This window comes from Streptomyces albicerus (assembly GCF_008905045.1).
GTDB lineage: Bacteria > Actinomycetota > Actinomycetes > Streptomycetales > Streptomycetaceae > Streptomyces > Streptomyces albicerus.
Window position 1 is genome coordinate 1 of the sequence record NZ_VWMY01000035.1, and the last position, 17,485, is coordinate 17,485.

Sequence of the window (17,485 nt, forward strand, 5' to 3'; positions counted from 1 at the left end):
GCCGGGGGGGGGTGGGGAAACGGCCTGAACGGCCTCGTCCTCAAACGCCGGACGGGCTGATCGTGGTCACGGTTGATATGGCGGCGCCGCCCCCCACGTCCACTTCGGCACCGGCTGCTCCGCCGGGGGCACCGCGTCGGGGCCGGAGAAGTACACGGCCAGCCGAGTCCCCCACTCCGCGTACGCAACGAACGCCGAGCGGAAGTCGGCATCGGTCGGCAGTCCCGCCTCGTCCGCCGCGTCCTGCAGCAGATTGACCCAGCGGCGCCGCTGCACCTCCGTGATGTTCTTGCCGACGTGCTTCGCGACCATGTGCCCATGCCCGCCCTGCGTCTCGGAGTAGGCCGTGGGACCGCCGAAGACCTCACCGAGCCACAGTGCGACAAGGGACGCGTGCTCGGGAGCGAGGCCTTCGAAGACGGGGGCGAGGACGTCGTCCTTGAGGACCTTGTCGTAGAAGACCTCGGTGAGACGGGAGAAGGCCTCGGCGCCCCCCGCCCAGGCGTACAGCGTGGGCACGGACGCCCCCGTGCCCCGTACCGTCGTCGGCTTGTAGTGGCGCATCTCCTCGATCGACCCGACATACGGCTGGATCTCGGCCAGGAAAGCGGAGAAGAGCTCGGACTTGCGGAAGCCCTCGATGTGGTCCTCGGTGGAGGTCCAGGTGATACGGAGGACGAAGTGCTCGAAGTCCTCCTCGCAACGCGCCAGTTCGTAGTCGACACACTGCGGGGCCGCGGCGAGCTGGGCGGCGGCCCGGGTGTAGGCGGCCAGGAACTCCGCCGACTGCTGCTCGGGAATGCGGTACCGGATGTATTCGACGGTGTGGGCAGTCATGGGACCCACGGAAACACGGACGGCCCGCCGGAAGCTGCACTTCCGACGGGCCGTTCGCTAACGGCTCACTTCCCGTAGTACGCGTTGTAGATCGAGATCGTCGACTTGTTGCCCTTCTTGTCGGCGATCTTCGCGTGGAACGAGATGCCCTTGCCCTTGGCCGGGTTCTTCACGCTGATCTTGCCGTTCTTGACGGTGACCTTCTTCCAGGTCTGGCCGTAGTCGTAGGACACGTACACCGACAGCGACTTGAGGTTCTTGCCGGCGGCCGAGCCCTGGACGGTGACCGGGATGGAGACCTTCTTGTCGGCCGGGGCCCTGCTGTCCAGACCGACGGCCGCGTTGAAGCGGACCGAGGAGGCGGGCAGCTTGGCGCTGTCGACCTTCTTGGAGCGGAACGTCCAGCTGGCGTCGATACGGGTGGAGGCCGCCGCGACCTTGACGCTGCGCTTGACCGAGGTGGTCAGCTTGTACGAGGCGTCGCCGGCCGGGACCTTGAAGACGCCTTCCCCGAACAGCGGGTCGTCGTTCGAGCCGACCTTGGTGCCGTTGCGGTAGAGCGTCGTGCTGACCGAGGAGAAGAGCGAGGAGCCGGCGTGGGTCTTGCCGTCGGCGAACAGCGGCACGCTGCCGGAGATCTCGTTGCCGTTGCGGTAGATGCCGAAGCCGGAGCCGAGGCGCGGCCCGAAGACCGCCGTGTTGAAGGTCTTCTCGTAGCTCTTGCCGCCCTTGAAGGACTGCGGGGCGCCGATCGTGTAGAAGGCCTCGGTGACCGGGAAACCGTACTCGTCCGTCCCGCCGTGCTGCTCGAAGTCGAGCTCCCACTTCACCCCGCTCGCGGTGGACAGGTGCAGCGTCCGTGTGCTGGGCAGTGTCTGCGGGATGCCGACCGAGGAGCCCGTGGAGCTGCCGGGCAGCCAGCCGAGAGCGCTGATCGCGCCCTTCTTGCCGCTCGTCGAAGCGCCCAGGCCGACCTTCACCTTGGCCAGTTCGCTCGCCTTGTAGTGCTTGGTGTAGCCGGTGGCGAGCTGCTTGACCTTGCCGCCCGCGACGGTGTCGTACTGATCACCGGGCTTGGCCCAGTGGCCGCCCCACTGCTGGTACAGCGAGCCGTCGGTGATCTGCGGGCCGAGGTGCGCCGTACGGAAGTTGGTGTACGAGTCCAGCCACCAGCCGAACGAGTAGCTGCCGTTCGCCACGTCCACCGTGTAGTCCGGCGACGCGAACTCGGACTTGGCGGCCGCGTCGGGCACCGTGATGTCCACCGGCTTCGCGGTCCGCGCGTCCAGCGTGATCGTGGTGTTCTTGGTGACGCTCAGCTTGGGCTGGGCCACCCAGTCGGCGCCCTTGGTGAAGTCCTCCGGGTCGGCGAAGAACGCCGAGTTGAGGATGTAACCGCCCTTGGGAGCACGGACCTTGACGGTGCCGGACGGGTCGTACGGCGCGAGCGACTTGTCCGTCGCCAGACCGGAGACACCGCTCAGGTCGACGTTGTAGTTCTTCGCCGGGTTGCCGTCACGGTCGATGAGCTTGAGGGTGACGTCGTACGACTCCACCTCGCGCTGCACCGCCGCTGCCGTACGGACGGTCTGGCCGCCGCCGGTCGCGGTCACGTACGCGGAGTACGCGCCGTCGAGGGTGCCGCCCAGCTTGGAGTTGACCGTGAGGTCGGCGGAGGCCTCGCCGCCCGCCGGGACGGTCAGCGTCTTGGCGCCGAGCGTGAAGAAGCCCGCCGGGGCGGCCTGGCCCTTCGGGTTGGTGGCCGTCGCCGTGAGGTTCAGCGTGACGTCGGTCGTGCCGAGGTTCTTGTACGTGATCTTCTCGGTGACCGGAGTGTCGTCGGTGTGCGGCCACTGCTGCACGCCGAAGCTGACGGACACCGGATCGGCGATCACGGTCTGCTTGAGGGCCTTGTCGACCTGGATCCGGCCCGAACCCTGCTGGAACGGCGAGTACTTGCCGCCCTTGGTGGAGCCGGCCAGTGCGCCCTTGAGCTGGGTGTACGTCCACTCCGGGTGCTGCTGCTTCAGGATCGCCGCCGCGCCCGCGACGTGCGGGGTGGCCATCGACGTACCCGAGATCGTCACGTAGCCGGCCGGCTTCTCGCCGACCTCCTGGGCGATGACGCTGCCCTTGGCCGAGGCCGCGGTGGTGTCCACGCCGGGGGCGGTCACGTCGGGCTTGATGGCGCCGTCGAGGCCGGGTCCGGTGCTGGAGAACTCGGCCAGCTTGTCCTTGTCGTCGACGGCACCCACGGTGAGCGCGGCCGCCGCGCTGCCCGGGGAGCCGATGGTCTGCTCGCCGAACTCGCCGGAGTTGCCGGCGGCGATCGCGAAGAGGATGCCCTTTTCCTTGGACAGCTTGTTGACCTGGGCTTCGAGCGGGTCGATTTCCGGAGTGTCGCCGCCGCCCAGGCTGAGGTTCACGACGTCGGCGCCCTGCTCGGCCGCCCAGTCCATACCGGCGAGGATGCCGGAGTCCTCGCCGTAGCCGCCGTCGTCGAGCACCTTGCCGTTGAGCAGCTTGGCCCCGGGCGCGACGCCCTTGTACTTGCCTGCCGACTTGGCGCCCGTACCGGCCGCGATGGACGCGACGTGCGTACCGTGGCCGTACTTGTCGGTCGCGTCGGGCGCGGCGGAGAAGTTCTTCTCCGCGACGACCTGGTCCTTGAGGTCCGGGTGGGTCGCGTCGACGCCGGTGTCCAGTACGGCGATCTTGACGCCCTTGCCGTCGTACCCGGCGGCCCACGCCTTGTCGGCGCCGATCTGCGGAACGGACTTGTCGAGGCTGGCCTTGCGGACGCCGTCGAGCCACACGTGGGCGATGCCGGACGCGGTCTTCGCGTTGCCGCCCTGCGTGTCGGTGACCGCGGACCAGAGGTCGGCCGCGTCGCCCTTGGGCGTCAGCACCGCGTCCGCGTTCAGGGACTTGAGGGTCCTGCGGACCTTCGTGTCCCCGGCGTCGCGGACGTCCGACTTCGCCGTCGCGGCCGCGCCGCGGTAGCCGACGATCAGCTTGAGGCCCTGCTTCTGGGCCTTGCGGTTGGCCGACTTGTTGAGCTCGGTGACGTCGAAGAGCCGCTGGTCGAGCTTGCCGGTGGCGATCAGCCGGGCCGCGTCGGCCGGCACGACGAGGGTGTGCCCGTCGGCCTTGCGGATCTGGACGGGTATCCCCTCACGGCCCTTGGCCCGCTCCAGGCCGACGACGCGGCCCTTGGCGTCGACGGCCACACGGTCGCCGGTGATCAGGGTGATGCGGTGCTTGGGCGTGGTCTGTACGGCCGTGTCACCGGCCGCGCGCTCCGGCTCCGCCGACGCCGGGCTGGTCATGCCCGCCGCCAGGGCCACGGCTGCCGCCGTGGCGATCGTGGCCGCGCATGCTCTCTTCACTTGTCTGCGCAAGTCTCCCCCTGGAGATGCAGGTCCTGGATGAATCCCCATTCATCCGGCCGGGGGATGTCTCGTACGCATGCTCGCGCATGGCCCCCCGGAATACGCAGTATGGCGGGGGGTTAACAGACGCTCAATAGTGGGGCGGCTGTTAAGAGTCCGCGTTCTCCTTGACGGTGATCCTTCCCTTGCGGATCGTGGCGACCCGCGGGGCCTTTTTCGCGATCGCCGAATCGTGCGTAACCATGATGAAAGTGAGCCCGTGCTCCTTCCACATGGTTTCGAGTACGTCCATGATCTCGTCGCGCATGGACTCGTCGAGGTTTCCGGTCGGTTCGTCGGCGAGGAGCACCTTCGGCTGCTTGACCAGCGCACGGGCGATGGCGACGCGCTGCTGCTGGCCGCCGGACAGTTCGGCCGGCAGATGCCCGAGCCGCTCGGCGAGCCCCACGGACTCCAGTGCCGCGGCGGCCCGTTCGCGCCGTTCCTTGGCCTTCAGTTTCAGGGGTACGAGGGCGGTTTCCACGTTCTCCTGGGCGGTGAGCGTGGGAATGAGGTTGAAGCTCTGGAAGACGAAACCGATGTTCTCGCTACGCACCTTGGTGAGTTTGGTCTCGGACAGTTTGGCGAGATCCGTACCGTCGAGTCCGACGCTGCCGGAAGTGGGCCGGTCGAGTCCGCCGAGCATCTGCAGAAGGGTGGACTTGCCGCCGCCGGTGGGGCCCTGGATGACGAGGCGGTCGCCGTCCCCGATGGTCAGGTCGACCCCGTCCAGCGCGTCGACGGTCTCATTGCCCCGCTTGTAGCGCTTGGTGACGCCTCTGAGTTCGTACATGGTGCAGCTCCTGGGATACGTAAGGGGGTTGGCGGTGCGGGGCGCGTACCGCGGCCGAAGTCGGCCGGGCTATTCCACGCGCCGCAGGGCGTCCGCCGGCCGCAGCCGGGAGGCGCGCCAGCCGCCGAAGGCGCCGGCGATCAGGCCGCCGGTGACGGCGAGGCCGACCGCGAGGGCGATGGTGGAGAGGCTGACGGGCGCGGTCAGCGCGACGTCGAGGGCCTTGGACGCCGTCTGCCGGGCCGGACCGCCCATGCCGCCGCCGGGGCCACCGCCGCCGCCGAACGCTCCGCCCGTGGAGCCGACTTCGGCCTGCAGGGTCGGGCTGATCGCGGTGACGACGTACGCCCCGCCGAGCCCGACCGCGATACCGAGGGCGCCGCCGACCAGGCCGTTGACGACGGCCTCTCCGACGACCTGCCGGGTCACCCGGCCCGACTTCCAGCCGAGCGCCTTGAGGGTGCCGAACTCCCGTACGCGGCGGGAGACGGCCGACGAGGTGAGCAGTCCCGCCACCAGGAACGCGGCCACGAGCACCGCGATGGACAGCCACTTGCCCACGTTCGAGGCGAGGTCGGAGGCGGTCGACAGGGAGCCGGAGACCGTGTCGGCGAGGTCGGCGGAGGTGGTGACGGTCGTACCCGAGATGTTCTTCTGGATGGTCGACTTGACGGCACTGATCTGCTGCGAGTCGGACGCCTTGACGTAGATCGTGGTGACCTTGTCCTTGGAGTCGCTGAGCGTCTGCGCCTGCTTGAGCGGGATGTAGAGGTTGGCCGCCGCGTCACCGCTGTCGGGCGTCGCGATGCCGATGACCTTGTACTTGACGCCCTTGATGGTGACGGTGTCGCCGAGCGCGAGCTTCTTCTCCTTGGCGTAGGACTTGTCGGCGACGACGACCTCGGCGTTGGTCTCGGAGGACGTGAAGGTACGGCCGCTGGTGATCTTCGAGGAGGTCAGCGGGCCGAGCTCGGGCTTGCTGACGTCCGTGCCGTAGACGGAGTAGCTGTTGACGTCGAAGTCGGCGCCGCCGCCCTCGACGCGGCCCTGCGGCCCGCCGGTGGGCGCGGCGCCGGACCCGCCCTGCTGGTTGCCGCCGTTCTGCTGGTCCTGCTGGAACTCGCCCTGCCGGAACTGACCGCTGACCTTGATGACCTGGAGGCTGAGTCCGCCGACGGCGTCCGAGACACCCTGCTGCGAACCGACCTTGGAGACCGTGCTCGCGGCCAGGGTCTGGAAGCCCTGGACCATGACGCGGTCGCTGCTCTGTTCTTCGTCGGAGTCGCTGCCCCGGGCGTCGAACCGGAAGCGCGGGCGTTCGCCCGTGTCGGACTCCTGGGCCGCCTTGGTGACCGTCATGTCCGTGCCCAGCCCGTACAGCGACTGGAGGACCTTGCCCTGCGCCTTCTCCATGCCGGACGACACGGAGCTGACCACGATGACCAGGGCGATGCCCAGGGCGAGTCCGGAGGCGACGACGAGCGCCGCCTTTCTGCGGCGGCGCAGTTCGCGCCTCAGGTAGGTGAAGAACATGGCCGAAAGCTAGGGACGGCGCGTGATGGCGGGATAAGCCCCGCATAAGAGAAGGATGAGAACGCCCGCAAAGGCCGACGGCCCGCACCACCCCGAGCGGGTGCGGGCCGTCGGCCGAACTGGCTGTCAAGTGGAAACGACGAGCACAGCAACCATCGATTGAGGAACCCCTACGGCGAGCAACCAGGTCCGCGAGAGCGGCGGCGGTTTAGCCGCAAAGAGGGGCTCAGGCCGCGGAACCGGCCTTCCACGTCGCCCAGTCCATGTTCCAGCCGTTGAGGCCGTTGTCCGGGGCGATGGTCTTGTCGCCGGTGTTCCGCACGTCCACGACGTCACCGACGATCGAGTTGTTGTAGAACCACGCGGCCTCGGTGTTCGGGTCGTTGGCACCCTTGGTGTCGTTCAGGCCGACGCAGCCGTGGCTGGTGTTGACGCTGCCGAAGATGGAGTCGTCGCCCCAGTAGTTGCCGTGGATGAACGTGCCGGAGGTCGACAGACGCATCGCGTGCGGTACGTCCTTGATGTCGTACTCGCCCTTGCCGTCGTCGTCCGTGAAGCCGACCGTCGCGCCGTTCATCCGGGTCTCCTTGAACTTCTCGGAGATCACCATCTCGCCCTGGTACGTCTTGTTCTCGGGCGAACCGGCGGAGATCGGGATGGTCTTGACGGTCTTGCCGTCCTGGGTCACCTTCATCGTCTTCGTCTTGGCGTCGACGATCGAGACCTGGTTGCGGCCGATCTTGAAGGAGACCGTCTTCTGCTGCACGCCGTACACCCCGCTCGCGCCCTCAACGCCGTCGAGGTTCAGCTTGAGGGTGACGGTGGAGCCGCCCTGCCAGTACTCCTCGGGGCGGAAGTCCAGGCGGTTGGGGCTGAACCAGTGGCCGACGACCTCCTGGCCGCTGCTGGCGGAGACGGTGATCCCCTTCTGCACATCGGCCTTGTTCGTGATCGCCTTGTCGAAGTTGATCGAGACCGGCATGCCGACGCCGACGGTGGAACCGTCCTCGGGCGTGAAGTTGCCGATGAAGCTGTTGTCCGGGGAGACCGTCGTGAACGACGCGTTCTCGTGGGCGGCGCGGCCTTCGGAGTCCTCGGCGGTGGCCGTGATCTTGTACGTGGTGGCGCGCTCCAGCTGACCGCTGGGCTTCCAGCTCTTCTTGTCGGCGGATATCTCACCCTCCACGGCCGTGCCGGCCGTGGTCTTCATGGTGACGTCGGTGAGCGAACCCTCGCTCACGGTGACCTTGGCGCCGTTGTTGATGGAGGCGTTGTCGGAGCCGTCCTTGGGTGTGATCTTGATCTGGGCCTCGGAGGTCTTCTCGGCCGCCGCCTCGTCGACCTTGGCCTGCGAGGTGCTGTCACCCCCGCCCTTGGGACTGTCGTCGCCTCCGCTGCACGCAGAGAGCACCAGCACCCCGCCGAGCAGTGCGGACGCGACCGTCAGGCCCTTGCGCCGCTTACTGTCCGTCATCACACGCTTCTCCATCGTCGCCGAATCCCCACAAGCCCAAGAATCCCCGTAACACCTGTAAACGCTACGACCGGTTCGTCCCGTTCCACATCCGTCACGGGTGTGGGGCACACCACGTCGATCGCCATCGATCCACGTCGATCCTCATCGATACCGCTGGTGCGGGTGTCGGTCACTGCGCCCCATGAGACGACAGAACCCCGGGCGGCGGTTGCCACCCGGGGTCACGATTCTCCCAAGCGGCGTCAGCCGGCCTCTTCTTCCTCGTCTCCGGCGTCATCATCCTCGTCGAGGTCCCAATCCGGCGAATCGGGGTCGTAGTCGATCTGCTCGCTGCTCCACGAGGCCTGTGCGAGTTCGACCCCGGGCACCTCGCTGACCAGGTCGAACGGGTCGACGAGATACGCGACGGCCTCGGCAGTGTCTTCCGTCACTGCGTTCTCCGCGTGCGCCCTCTCGTCGCCCGGAATCTCGGGATCCCCGGCGATCTGCCCCAACGCGGCCTTGGTGAGCGCGTTCTCGTCGTCGACTTCGACGATCAATTCAACACGCAACCGTACAAAACGTGATGTCTCAGTAGTGCTCATACGTCGGAGCGTACGGCCCATGGCCACCGTGACTTTCCCGTGACCCGCACCTTTCACTAACATCGCCCCACACGGCCAATTCGCCAGCGTCACAAGGGGATCGATATTCCGTGTCCGCACGTCGATCGTTGTTGACCGCCACCGCCGCGGGAACCCTCCTGGGCGCCCTGTGGTTCGTCCCGTCCGCCAACGCGACGGGAGACGAGCCGGCGGAACACAGAACACAGACATCGACGTCCACGGTCCTGCGGGGCAAGACCGAGACCTCGTCCGAGACCTCCACGCACACCGCCGCCCACACCTCCGCCGACCAGACCCGCCTGGCCGACACGGGCAGCTTCGACACGACCCCGTACGTGGTCGGCGGCACGCTGTGCCTGAGCCTGGGAGCGGGGTTCGTGGTCTATTCGGTACGACGGGAGCGTACGGGCGCGTACTGAGACGGTGGCCCGACAAGCCCTCCTTCGACCATTTCGCGTCATCCTTCGGAAGAAGCTTGGCGTGTGGTCGGTGGGCGCGCTTACAGTCCGTGGAGATCACGCAAGCAGACCGCGTGAACTCCCCCCATGCCTGCGGACTCCAGACCCCACATCCGGTGCCCGCACGTCCGGGCGTCAAGGCATTCCCCTGTCGCTTCTCCGTACTGCCTGAACAGGGACTGCCTCCTTGAAGATCACCTTCCTGCTGCACAACGCCTACGCCATCGGCGGCACGGTCCGCTCGACACTCAACCTGGCCGGTGCGCTGGCCGCGCGGCACGAGGTGGAGATCGTCTCCGTCTTCCGCACCGCGGAGAAGCCCCTGCTCGGGGTGAGCGGCAGGGTCCCGCTCGTCCCGCTCGTCGACGAGCGTCCCGACGCGCCGACGTTCGACGGCGGGCATCCCCTCATGGCGCGGCCCTCCGACGTCGTACCGCCCACAGAGGTCCTCGCCCGCCGCTACACCGCGCTCGCGGACGAGCGGCTCCTCCGCTTCCTCGGTGAGACCGACGCGGACGTAGTCGTGGCGACCCGACCGGCGCTGGTCGTGTTCCTCGCCGAGCACGGCTCGCGCCGTTACCTGCGGATCGGGCAGGAGCACCTGTCGTACGACAACCACGTCCCCGGCGTCCGCGAGGCGCAGAACGCGGCCATCGGGCGCCTGGACGCCTTCGTCACCGTCTCCGCCCAGGACGCCGCGGACCACCGCGAGCGCCTGCCCGGGCTGAAGACGCGGATCACCGGCATCGCGAACGCCGCGCCCCGGCCGAAGGCCGAACCCTCGGACGTACAGGCGCCGTTGGTGGTCGCCGCAGGACGTCTGATGCCGGTCAAGCGCTACGACCTGCTCATCGAGGCCTTCTCCCGGGTCGTCGCCGTCCGACCGGAGTGGCGGCTGCGGATCTACGGTCAGGGACCGGAGCGCGCCCGCCTCCGCGCCGCCGTCGACGGACTCCGGCTGAACGACCACGTGTTCCTCATGGGACCGCACTCGACCATGGAGACGGAGTGGGCCAAGGCCTCGGTCGCCGCGGTGAGTTCGGAGTGGGAGTCCTTCGGCATGACGATCCTGGAGGCCATGCACGCGGGCGTACCGGTGGTGGCGACCGACTGTCCGCACGGCCCCGGCGAGATCATCACCGACGGCTCCGACGGCCTGCTCGTACCGCCGGGAGACCCGGACGCGTTCGCCGCCGGGCTGCTGAAGCTGATCGAGGACGTGGACCAGCGGCGCACGATGGGCCGGTCCGCCAGGACGACCGCCCAGCGGTTCGCTCCTCGATGGATCGCTGACGAGTACGAGCAGTTGATCGGTGAGCTGCGGGAGGCCCGGACATCGACGACAGCGAGGGTCACGCGCCGCGTGCGCCGCGCTCTGGGCACGCTGCTGCCCCTGAGCTCGCGCCCTCGTCGTACGGAAGCGCCACCGGCCACATCGCCGGTCGCGGACGGCCGGCCTCGCGCCCTGCGCCCGAAGGGCGGCTGCACGACCGACTCCACCGGTGGCGTACGCATCGCGGTGAACCCGTCGGGAGTGTCCGGTGAGAGCCTCGCTCTGGTGCTCCGCCACCGGCACGGTGACGACGAGGTCCGCGTTCCGCTGGAGCGGCCGCTCGACACGAAGTCAGCTTGGACGGCACACCTGGCCCACCGTCGACTCGCCTTGGCGGAAGGCCGTTGGGACCTGCACGTCGAGCGGGCCGAGGACGGCGCACGGCGTCGCCTCAAGGCCGGCCTGGTCGAGCAGCGCGGTCTGCTGAGCGCGACACCCGCGGCATCCGCACCGGGCAAGCCCTTCGCCTGGTGGATTCCATACGCGACCAAGGACGGCTACCTGGCCCTGCGAACCTTCCGCCGCTCCGGCCACGCGGAAGCCACGGCCCTCCGTACGTACGACGGCACCCTGGCCCTGGAAGGCACGCTCTACGGTGCCGTACTCGACAAGGACGCGGCGCTGCTCGGCGTCTCCCGTGACGGGAGGGCCCACGACTTCGAGACACCGGCGACGCCCACCGGAGAACGGACGTTCCAGTCCCGCGTGACGTCCTTGCCCCGCCCCACCGACACGGACAAGCCACTCTGGGACCTCTTCTTACGCCCCGCCGAAGCCGCCGAACCCATCCGAGTGGGCCGCATCATCGGCGACATCGTGGACCGCAAGACAACGGACAAGTACCCGAACACCGCCTTGAACACCACAACAGGCGACTCAACCGAGGCCCGCTTCTTCTTCACAATCACCAACGACCTGGCGATCAGCGCCCCTTAAGGGGCGCGGGGAACGGCGCGATCAGCCACCAACAACCCGCAGCCGCCCAACCACACTCCCCGCCGAGCTCTCAGGCGGACCGACGCCCGCCCCCTTGACCTCCGCGAGCACGAGCACCCGCACCCGTACCCGCACCGGAACCCCCGCGTCCACGCGAACTCACACCGGACCGAGCACTCGCCGCCGCGGCCCCGCGCCCGCCGCCACCGCCACGCCGCCCCCGGGACTGCGCCTTGGGCTGAGCGACAACCGGCTCAGGCACGGGAATGACCACCGGCACCCCGGACGGCTCCTTCGCCCCCGTGATCCGCACAAGCTCCTCGTCGCTCGACTTGATCCGAACCGTCCGAGGACTGATCCCCGCATCGGCCATCAGCCGAGTCATCTCCCGCTTCTGCTCCGGCAGAACGAGCGTGACCACGCTCCCGGACTCCCCCGCGCGAGCGGTACGCCCGCCCCGGTGGAGATAGTCCTTGTGATCGGTCGGCGGATCGATGTTCACGACGAGGTCGAGGTCGTCCACATGGATGCCACGAGCCGCCACGTTCGTGGCGACGAGCGCGGTCACCAGCCCGGTCTTGAACTGGTCGAGCGTCCGGTTGCGCTGAGGCTGCGACCGGCCACCGTGCAGCGCGGAGGCCCGCACACCACTCGCGAGCAGCCGCTTGGCGAAGCGGTCCGCCGAGCGCTTGGTGTCGACGAAGAGAATCACGCGCCCGTCACGGGCGGCGATCCGCAGCGCGACGGCCTTCTTGTCGGTCTCGTCGGCGACGTGCAGCACGTGGTGCTCCATCGTCGTCACCGCACCGGCCGAGGGGTCGACGGAGTGCACCACGGGATCCGTGAGGAACATCCGTACGAGCTTGTCGATGTTCTTGTCCAGCGTCGCCGAGAACAGCATCCGCTGCCCGTCCGGCTCGACCTGCTGGAGCAGCGCCGTGACCTGGGGCATGAACCCCATGTCGGCCATCTGGTCGGCCTCGTCGAGGACGGTGATCCCCACCCGTGCGAGGGTGCAGTCACCGCGGTCTATCAGGTCCTTGAGCCGCCCGGGCGTGGCCACGAGCACCTCGGCACCGCGCCGCAGCAGGCCCGACTGCTTGCCGATGGACAGCCCGCCTACGACGGTCGCAAGACGCAGGTTCACGGCCGTGGCGTACGGCGTGAGCGCGTCGGTGACCTGCTGCGCGAGCTCGCGCGTGGGCACCAGGACGAGGGCGAGCGGCGCCTTGGGCTCGGCGCGCCGGCCGGCCGTGCGGGCGAGCAGCGCGAGGCCGAAGGCGAGGGTCTTGCCCGAGCCGGTACGGCCCCGGCCGAGGATGTCGCGCCCGGCGAGGGAGTTGGGGAGCGTCGCGCCCTGGATCGGGAACGGCTCGGTCACCCCCTGGGCGGTGAGGGTCTTGGTCAGCGCGGCCGGCATGTCCAGCGCGTCGAAGGACTCGACGGCGGGCAGCGCGGGCGTGAGCGTCTGCGGCAGGGTGAACTCCCGCGGCGCCGTGGACTGTTGGGACGGCTTCTTGCGTACGTTCCGGCTGCCGCCGTTGACGGAAGCCGCCGGGGCTCCGCCGCGCGCACCACGAGAGCCTCGGGAACCCCGGGAATTCGCCGGGCGTTGGCCGGCGGGTCGTTCAGGACGTTCGGATCGAGTCATGCTGGATCTGGAATTCCTTCCTGGGCCTCACGGTTTCCCGTGCTCAAGGACACACGGACAGCACAAGCCGGGGCCCACACCCGAAGGTGCGGGCCCCGGCTCGCGTGGTGCGCGTCCCGGAATTAGGCGGGGACGATGTTCTCCGCCTGCGGGCCCTTCTGGCCCTGCGTGACGTCGAAGGAGACCTTCTGGCCCTCCTGCAGCTCACGGAAGCCCGAGGTGGCAATGTTGGAGTAGTGGGCGAAGACGTCGGCGCCGCCGCCGTCCTGCTCGATGAAGCCGAAGCCCTTTTCCGCGTTGAACCACTTCACGGTGCCAGTTGCCATGTCATTCCCTTTAGATAGGTGGCTCCCATCCGGAAATGACCGGAAAAACAAAACGCGCCTGAGAGAGGATTCCTTTCAGGCGCACAAAGTTAATGGGTACCAAAAACGTTTCGTTATGAACCCTAGCACAGGTTTTGACGGGGGCGTCGTCGACCGACGGCGCCCCCGTCCGCGTACACCCGAAACGACCTACGCCAGGGGGCCCGTCACGGGCTCCACCGCCGCGAGGAGATGACCGCCGCGCACGAAGGCGTCCGCGGCCGCCAGGTCCGGGGCGAGGAAGCGGTCCGGGCCGGGGCCCGCCACTCCGGCGGCGCGGGCGGCGGCGATCACGGCCTGCGAGGCCGGGGCCGGGGTGAGGCCGCTGCGCAGCTCGATGGCGCGCGTGGCGGCGTACAGCTCGATGGCGACGATCCGGGTCAGGTTGTCGACGGCCGTACGCAGCTTGCGGGCGGCCGACCACCCCATCGAGACGTGGTCCTCCTGCATCGCGGAGGACGGGATCGAGTCGGCGGAGGCCGGAACGGCGAGCCGCTTCATCTCACTGACCAGGGCGGCCTGCGTGTACTGGGCGATCATCAGGCCCGAGTCGACGCCCGCGTCGCCCGCGAGGAACGGCGGGAGGCCGTGGCTGCGGTTCTTGTCGAGGAGCCGGTCCGTGCGGCGCTCGGCGATGGAGCCGAGGTCGGCGGCGGCGATGGCGAGGAAGTCGAGGACGTACGCGACCGGGGCGCCGTGGAAGTTGCCGTTCGACTCCACGCGGCCGTCCGGGAGGACGACGGGGTTGTCGACCGCCGACGCCAGCTCGCGGTCGGCGACCAGGCGGGCGTGGGTCATGGTGTCGCGGCCGGCGCCCGCGACCTGGGGGGCGCAGCGCACGGAGTACGCGTCCTGGACGCGCGGGGCGTCGTCCTGGTGGTGCCCGGTGAGGGCGGAACCCTTCAGCACGGCGAGCATGTTGGCGGCGCTCGCGGCCTGGCCCGGGTGGGGGCGGATGGCGTGCAGTTCGGGGGCGAGGACCTTGTCCGTGCCGAGGAGCGCTTCGAGGCTGAGGGCCGCGGTGATGTCGGCGGACTTGTAGAGGGTGTCGAGGTCGGCGAGGGCCATGACCAGCATGCCGAGCATGCCGTCGGTGCCGTTGAGGAGGGCCAGGCCCTCCTTCTCGCGGAGCTCGACCGGCTCGATGCCGTGCGCCGCGAGGAGTTCACCGGCCGGGCGGACCGTGCCGTCCGGGCCTTCGGCCTCCCCCTCGCCCATGAGTGTCAGGGCGCAGTGGGAGAGCGGCGCGAGGTCGCCGGAGCAGCCGAGGGAGCCGAACTCGTGGACGACCGGGGTGATGCCGGCGTTCAGGATGTCGGCCATGGTCTGGGCGACGGACGGGCGTACGCCGGTGCGGCCCGAACAGACGGTCTTCAGCCGCAGGAACATCAACGCGCGCACGACCTCGCGCTCGACGCGCGGGCCCATCCCGGCGGCGTGCGACCGCACGATGTTGCGCTGCAGCTGAGCGCGCATCTCCGGGCTGATGTGCCGGGTCGCGAGGGCCCCGAAGCCGGTGGAGACCCCGTACACGGGGTCGGGCTTGGCCGCGAGGGCGTCCACGATCTCGCGGGCCGCGTGGAGCGCCGACACCGCCTCGTCGGAGAGCTCGATCCGGGCGCCGCCGCGCGCCACGGCGAGAACGTCGGACGCGGTGACACCGGTCGTCCCCACCACCACAGTGTGCATATCCATATTCAGGAGCGTACGCAGTGAATGCGGCGATGTCACTAGTGGGTGGCGGGTTGGGTCCTTACCTGCGCGGACGCGAGGGCCGCCGCCTACGGCTACCTTCGGCCGCGGAACCTCCGGCGTTCGGCCGCCGCGGGCTGTGGTGCGTCGGCGAGGCGCACGACGGGGTCGTCCGGGCCCTCACGGCCGGCGACGACGGGCTTTTCGGCGCGTACGGCCTTGGCGCGGTACTGGGCCGCGTCGGCGAGGCGGAAGAGGCGGCGGGCCGAGCGAACGGGTCCGAGCGGGTCCTCGGTCGAGGCGACACCACACGCGACGCCCTCGCCGAGCTCCAACTCGGCGGCGCGGCGACACAGTTCGTCGGCGACGCGCACGACCTCGTCGGCGGCCGGGCCCACCGCGAGCAGGCAGAACTCGTCGCCGCCGAGGCGGGCGGCGAGCGTGCCCGGGAGCATCGCGCCGCACAGGGAGAGGACGGACCCGAAGCGCTCCAGGAGCCGGTCGCCGACGGCGTGGCCCCGGGTGTCGTTGACGTGCTTGAGCCCGTTGAGGTCGCACACGACGAGGCTGACGACCACGCCCTGGGCGCGGTGACACTCGATGGCCTCCTCCAGGCGTACGTCCACCGCGCGGCGGTTCGCGAGGCCGGTGAGGGCGTCGGTGAAGGCGAGGCGGCGGGCCTCCTCCAGGCGCTCGGTCTGCGCGATCCCGGCGGCGACCACGGAGGCGAGGACGGTCGCGAAGTCGGCGTCGGCACGGTCGAAGACGGGGGCGCCGGCCGGGCGGGCGACGTACAACTCCCCCCAAGCCCGGCCGTGCAGGACGATCGGCGCGACGACACAACACCCCCGCCCGCGCCGCCGGAGCGCGGCGACCCGCTGATGGCAGTACTCGGCGCGCCCCGCGGCCGGCCCGTCCGCCGTCTCCACCCAGGCGTTGGGCCCGCCGCCACCGACCCAGCGCTCGTGCAGGAACTCCGTGATCTCCGGGAACTGGTGCACGGGGTACGCCTCGTTCTCCGGGAACTCCTCCTCGTCCCGGGCCCGCTCCCCCACGTTCGCCAGGACACGCAGTCGCCCCAGCTCCCGCTCCCACACGGACAGCGCGGCGAAGCTCCCGCCCAGTGCCCGGCAGGCCCCGGCCGCCGCCGCGCGCCACGACTCGCGCGGGGTGTGCGCGGCGGCCATACCCTGCGCCAACGCCACCACGGCCCTCAGCCGCACATCGTCACCGCCCATCACTCCAGGTTAGGTAGCTTTGGGATGTTTTGGGACATTGATGCGGCGAACAGGGGCTCGGGGTGGATCCGGGCGAATGCAGGGTGCGCCTTTCCCCGAGCACGACCTGCTGGAATGATCGGGACGACGGAAGTTAACCCACGTTAACGTCGATCGGGAGGGTGTCATGGCTGAGCAGGGCGCGGAGCAGCGGTTCGGGGAGTACGTCGCGGTACGGCGCCATGAGTCGTACGTCGCGGAGCTCGTCCTGGACCGGCCCAAGGCCATGAACGCCGTGTCGACGGAGATGGCACGCTCGATCGCCGCGGCGTGCGGGGCGCTGGCCGCCGACCGGGATGTACGGGCGGTCGTACTCACCTCCACCCACGAGCGGGCCTTCTGCGTCGGGGCCGACCTCAAGGAGCGCAACTCCCTCACGGATGCCGAGCTGGTCCGCCAGCGGCCGGTCGCGCGGGCCGCCTACACCGGCGTGCTGGAGCTGCCGATGCCCACCGTCGCCGCCGTACACGGTTTCGCGCTGGGCGGTGGCTTCGAGCTGGCCCTGTCCTGCGATCTGATCGTGGCGGACGGTACGGCCGTGGTGGGGCTGCCCGAGGTGTCGGTGGGGGTCATTCCGGGAGGCGGCGGTACGCAGTTGCTGCCGCGGCGGGTGGGTGCGGCGCGGGCCGCCGAGCTGATCTTCTCGGCGCGTCGCGTGGAGGCCGCGGAGGCCCGGGAGTTGGGCCTGATCGACGCGTTGGTCCCCAAGGGGGAGGCACGTGCGGAGGCTCTCGCGCTGGCCTCTCGCATCGCCGCGAACTCCCCCGTCGGCCTTCGTGCCGCCAAGCGCGCCCTTCGCCTCGGGCACGGTCTCGATCTCCGCGCGGGCCTGGAGATCGAGGACGCCGCCTGGCGCTCGGTCGCCTTCTCCGGCGACCGGGCGGAGGGGGTCGCAGCGTTCAACGAGAAGCGCCGTCCGGAGTGGCCGGGCGAGTAGGGTTCCGCCCCCCCCGCTCCTCGGTGGCGCTGCCCCCGAACCCCCGCTCCTCAAACGCCGGACGGGCTGATCTTCAGCCCGTCCGGCGTTTGAGGACGAGGCCGCCAGGCCGATAGCGGGGGTCTGGGGGCGCAGCCCCCAGGGATGGGACGGGTAGGGG

Annotated in this window: 13 protein-coding genes; 3 read left to right on the forward strand and 10 right to left on the reverse strand. The window is 69.6% G+C overall.

The window, feature by feature from the left end; translation table 11 throughout:
• Nucleotides 1-66: 66 nt before the first annotated feature.
• From GAS53_RS29810 to GAS53_RS29840, 6 genes are all read right to left on the reverse strand, one after another.
• The gene (locus tag GAS53_RS29810; RefSeq protein WP_151480829.1) at nucleotides 67-837 is read right to left on the reverse strand and encodes a group II truncated hemoglobin; all 771 of its coding nucleotides are present in this window, start codon (nucleotides 835-837) and stop codon (nucleotides 67-69) included.
• A 65-nt stretch (nucleotides 838-902) separates the two neighbouring features.
• On the reverse strand, nucleotides 903-4,226 hold the full coding sequence (locus GAS53_RS29815; RefSeq protein WP_151480830.1) for a S8 family peptidase: 3,324 nt from the start codon (nucleotides 4,224-4,226) through the stop codon (nucleotides 903-905).
• 151 nt (nucleotides 4,227-4,377) lie between these two features.
• Complete coding sequence (locus tag GAS53_RS29825) at nucleotides 4,378-5,061, reverse strand: ABC transporter ATP-binding protein (protein WP_151480831.1); 684 nt, start codon at nucleotides 5,059-5,061, stop codon at nucleotides 4,378-4,380.
• 69 nt (nucleotides 5,062-5,130) lie between these two features.
• The gene (locus GAS53_RS29830) at nucleotides 5,131-6,594 is read right to left on the reverse strand and encodes an ABC transporter permease (protein WP_151480832.1); all 1,464 of its coding nucleotides are present in this window, start codon (nucleotides 6,592-6,594) and stop codon (nucleotides 5,131-5,133) included.
• A 226-nt stretch (nucleotides 6,595-6,820) separates the two neighbouring features.
• Nucleotides 6,821-8,083: a L,D-transpeptidase gene (locus GAS53_RS29835; protein WP_151480833.1), complete on the reverse strand. Its 1,263-nt coding sequence runs from the start codon at nucleotides 8,081-8,083 to the stop codon at nucleotides 6,821-6,823.
• A 230-nt stretch (nucleotides 8,084-8,313) separates the two neighbouring features.
• Nucleotides 8,314-8,655, reverse strand: coding sequence for a hypothetical protein (locus GAS53_RS29840; RefSeq protein ID WP_151480834.1), 342 nt, complete (start codon nucleotides 8,653-8,655; stop codon nucleotides 8,314-8,316).
• A 110-nt stretch (nucleotides 8,656-8,765) separates the two neighbouring features.
• On the opposite strand from GAS53_RS29840, the gene GAS53_RS29845 reads away from it, so the two are divergent.
• Together GAS53_RS29845 and GAS53_RS29850 are read left to right on the forward strand one after the other, a co-directional pair.
• Nucleotides 8,766-9,095, forward strand: coding sequence for a hypothetical protein (locus GAS53_RS29845; protein WP_225859171.1), 330 nt, complete (start codon nucleotides 8,766-8,768; stop codon nucleotides 9,093-9,095).
• Between the two features lie 226 nt (nucleotides 9,096-9,321).
• Complete coding sequence (locus GAS53_RS29850) at nucleotides 9,322-11,403, forward strand: glycosyltransferase family 4 protein (protein ID WP_151480835.1); 2,082 nt, start codon at nucleotides 9,322-9,324, stop codon at nucleotides 11,401-11,403.
• A gap of 70 nt (nucleotides 11,404-11,473) precedes the next feature.
• On the opposite strand, the gene GAS53_RS29855 is transcribed toward GAS53_RS29850, so the two are convergent.
• From GAS53_RS29855 to GAS53_RS29870, 4 genes are all read right to left on the reverse strand, one after another.
• Entirely contained in the window at nucleotides 11,474-13,054 is a 1,581-nt protein-coding gene (locus tag GAS53_RS29855; RefSeq protein ID WP_151480836.1) for a DEAD/DEAH box helicase, read from the reverse strand.
• 122 nt (nucleotides 13,055-13,176) lie between these two features.
• Nucleotides 13,177-13,380 (reverse strand): cold-shock protein, encoded by a 204-nt coding sequence (locus GAS53_RS29860; protein WP_053661143.1) that lies wholly within the window; start codon nucleotides 13,378-13,380, stop codon nucleotides 13,177-13,179.
• A 189-nt stretch (nucleotides 13,381-13,569) separates the two neighbouring features.
• Nucleotides 13,570-15,108 carry a histidine ammonia-lyase gene (gene hutH, locus GAS53_RS29865; protein ID WP_151480929.1) on the reverse strand — a complete coding sequence of 513 codons (1,539 nt, stop codon included), beginning with the start codon at nucleotides 15,106-15,108 and terminating at the stop codon, nucleotides 13,570-13,572.
• Between the two features lie 98 nt (nucleotides 15,109-15,206).
• Nucleotides 15,207-16,349, reverse strand: a complete 1,143-nt coding sequence (locus GAS53_RS29870) for a GGDEF domain-containing protein (RefSeq protein WP_151480837.1) — start codon at nucleotides 16,347-16,349, stop codon at nucleotides 15,207-15,209.
• 166 nt (nucleotides 16,350-16,515) lie between these two features.
• Here GAS53_RS29870 and GAS53_RS29875 point away from each other — a divergent pair, with 166 nt between their 5' ends.
• The gene (locus GAS53_RS29875; RefSeq protein ID WP_151480838.1) at nucleotides 16,516-17,325 is read left to right on the forward strand and encodes an enoyl-CoA hydratase/isomerase family protein; all 810 of its coding nucleotides are present in this window, start codon (nucleotides 16,516-16,518) and stop codon (nucleotides 17,323-17,325) included.
• The last annotated feature ends 160 nt before the right edge of the window (nucleotides 17,326-17,485 follow it).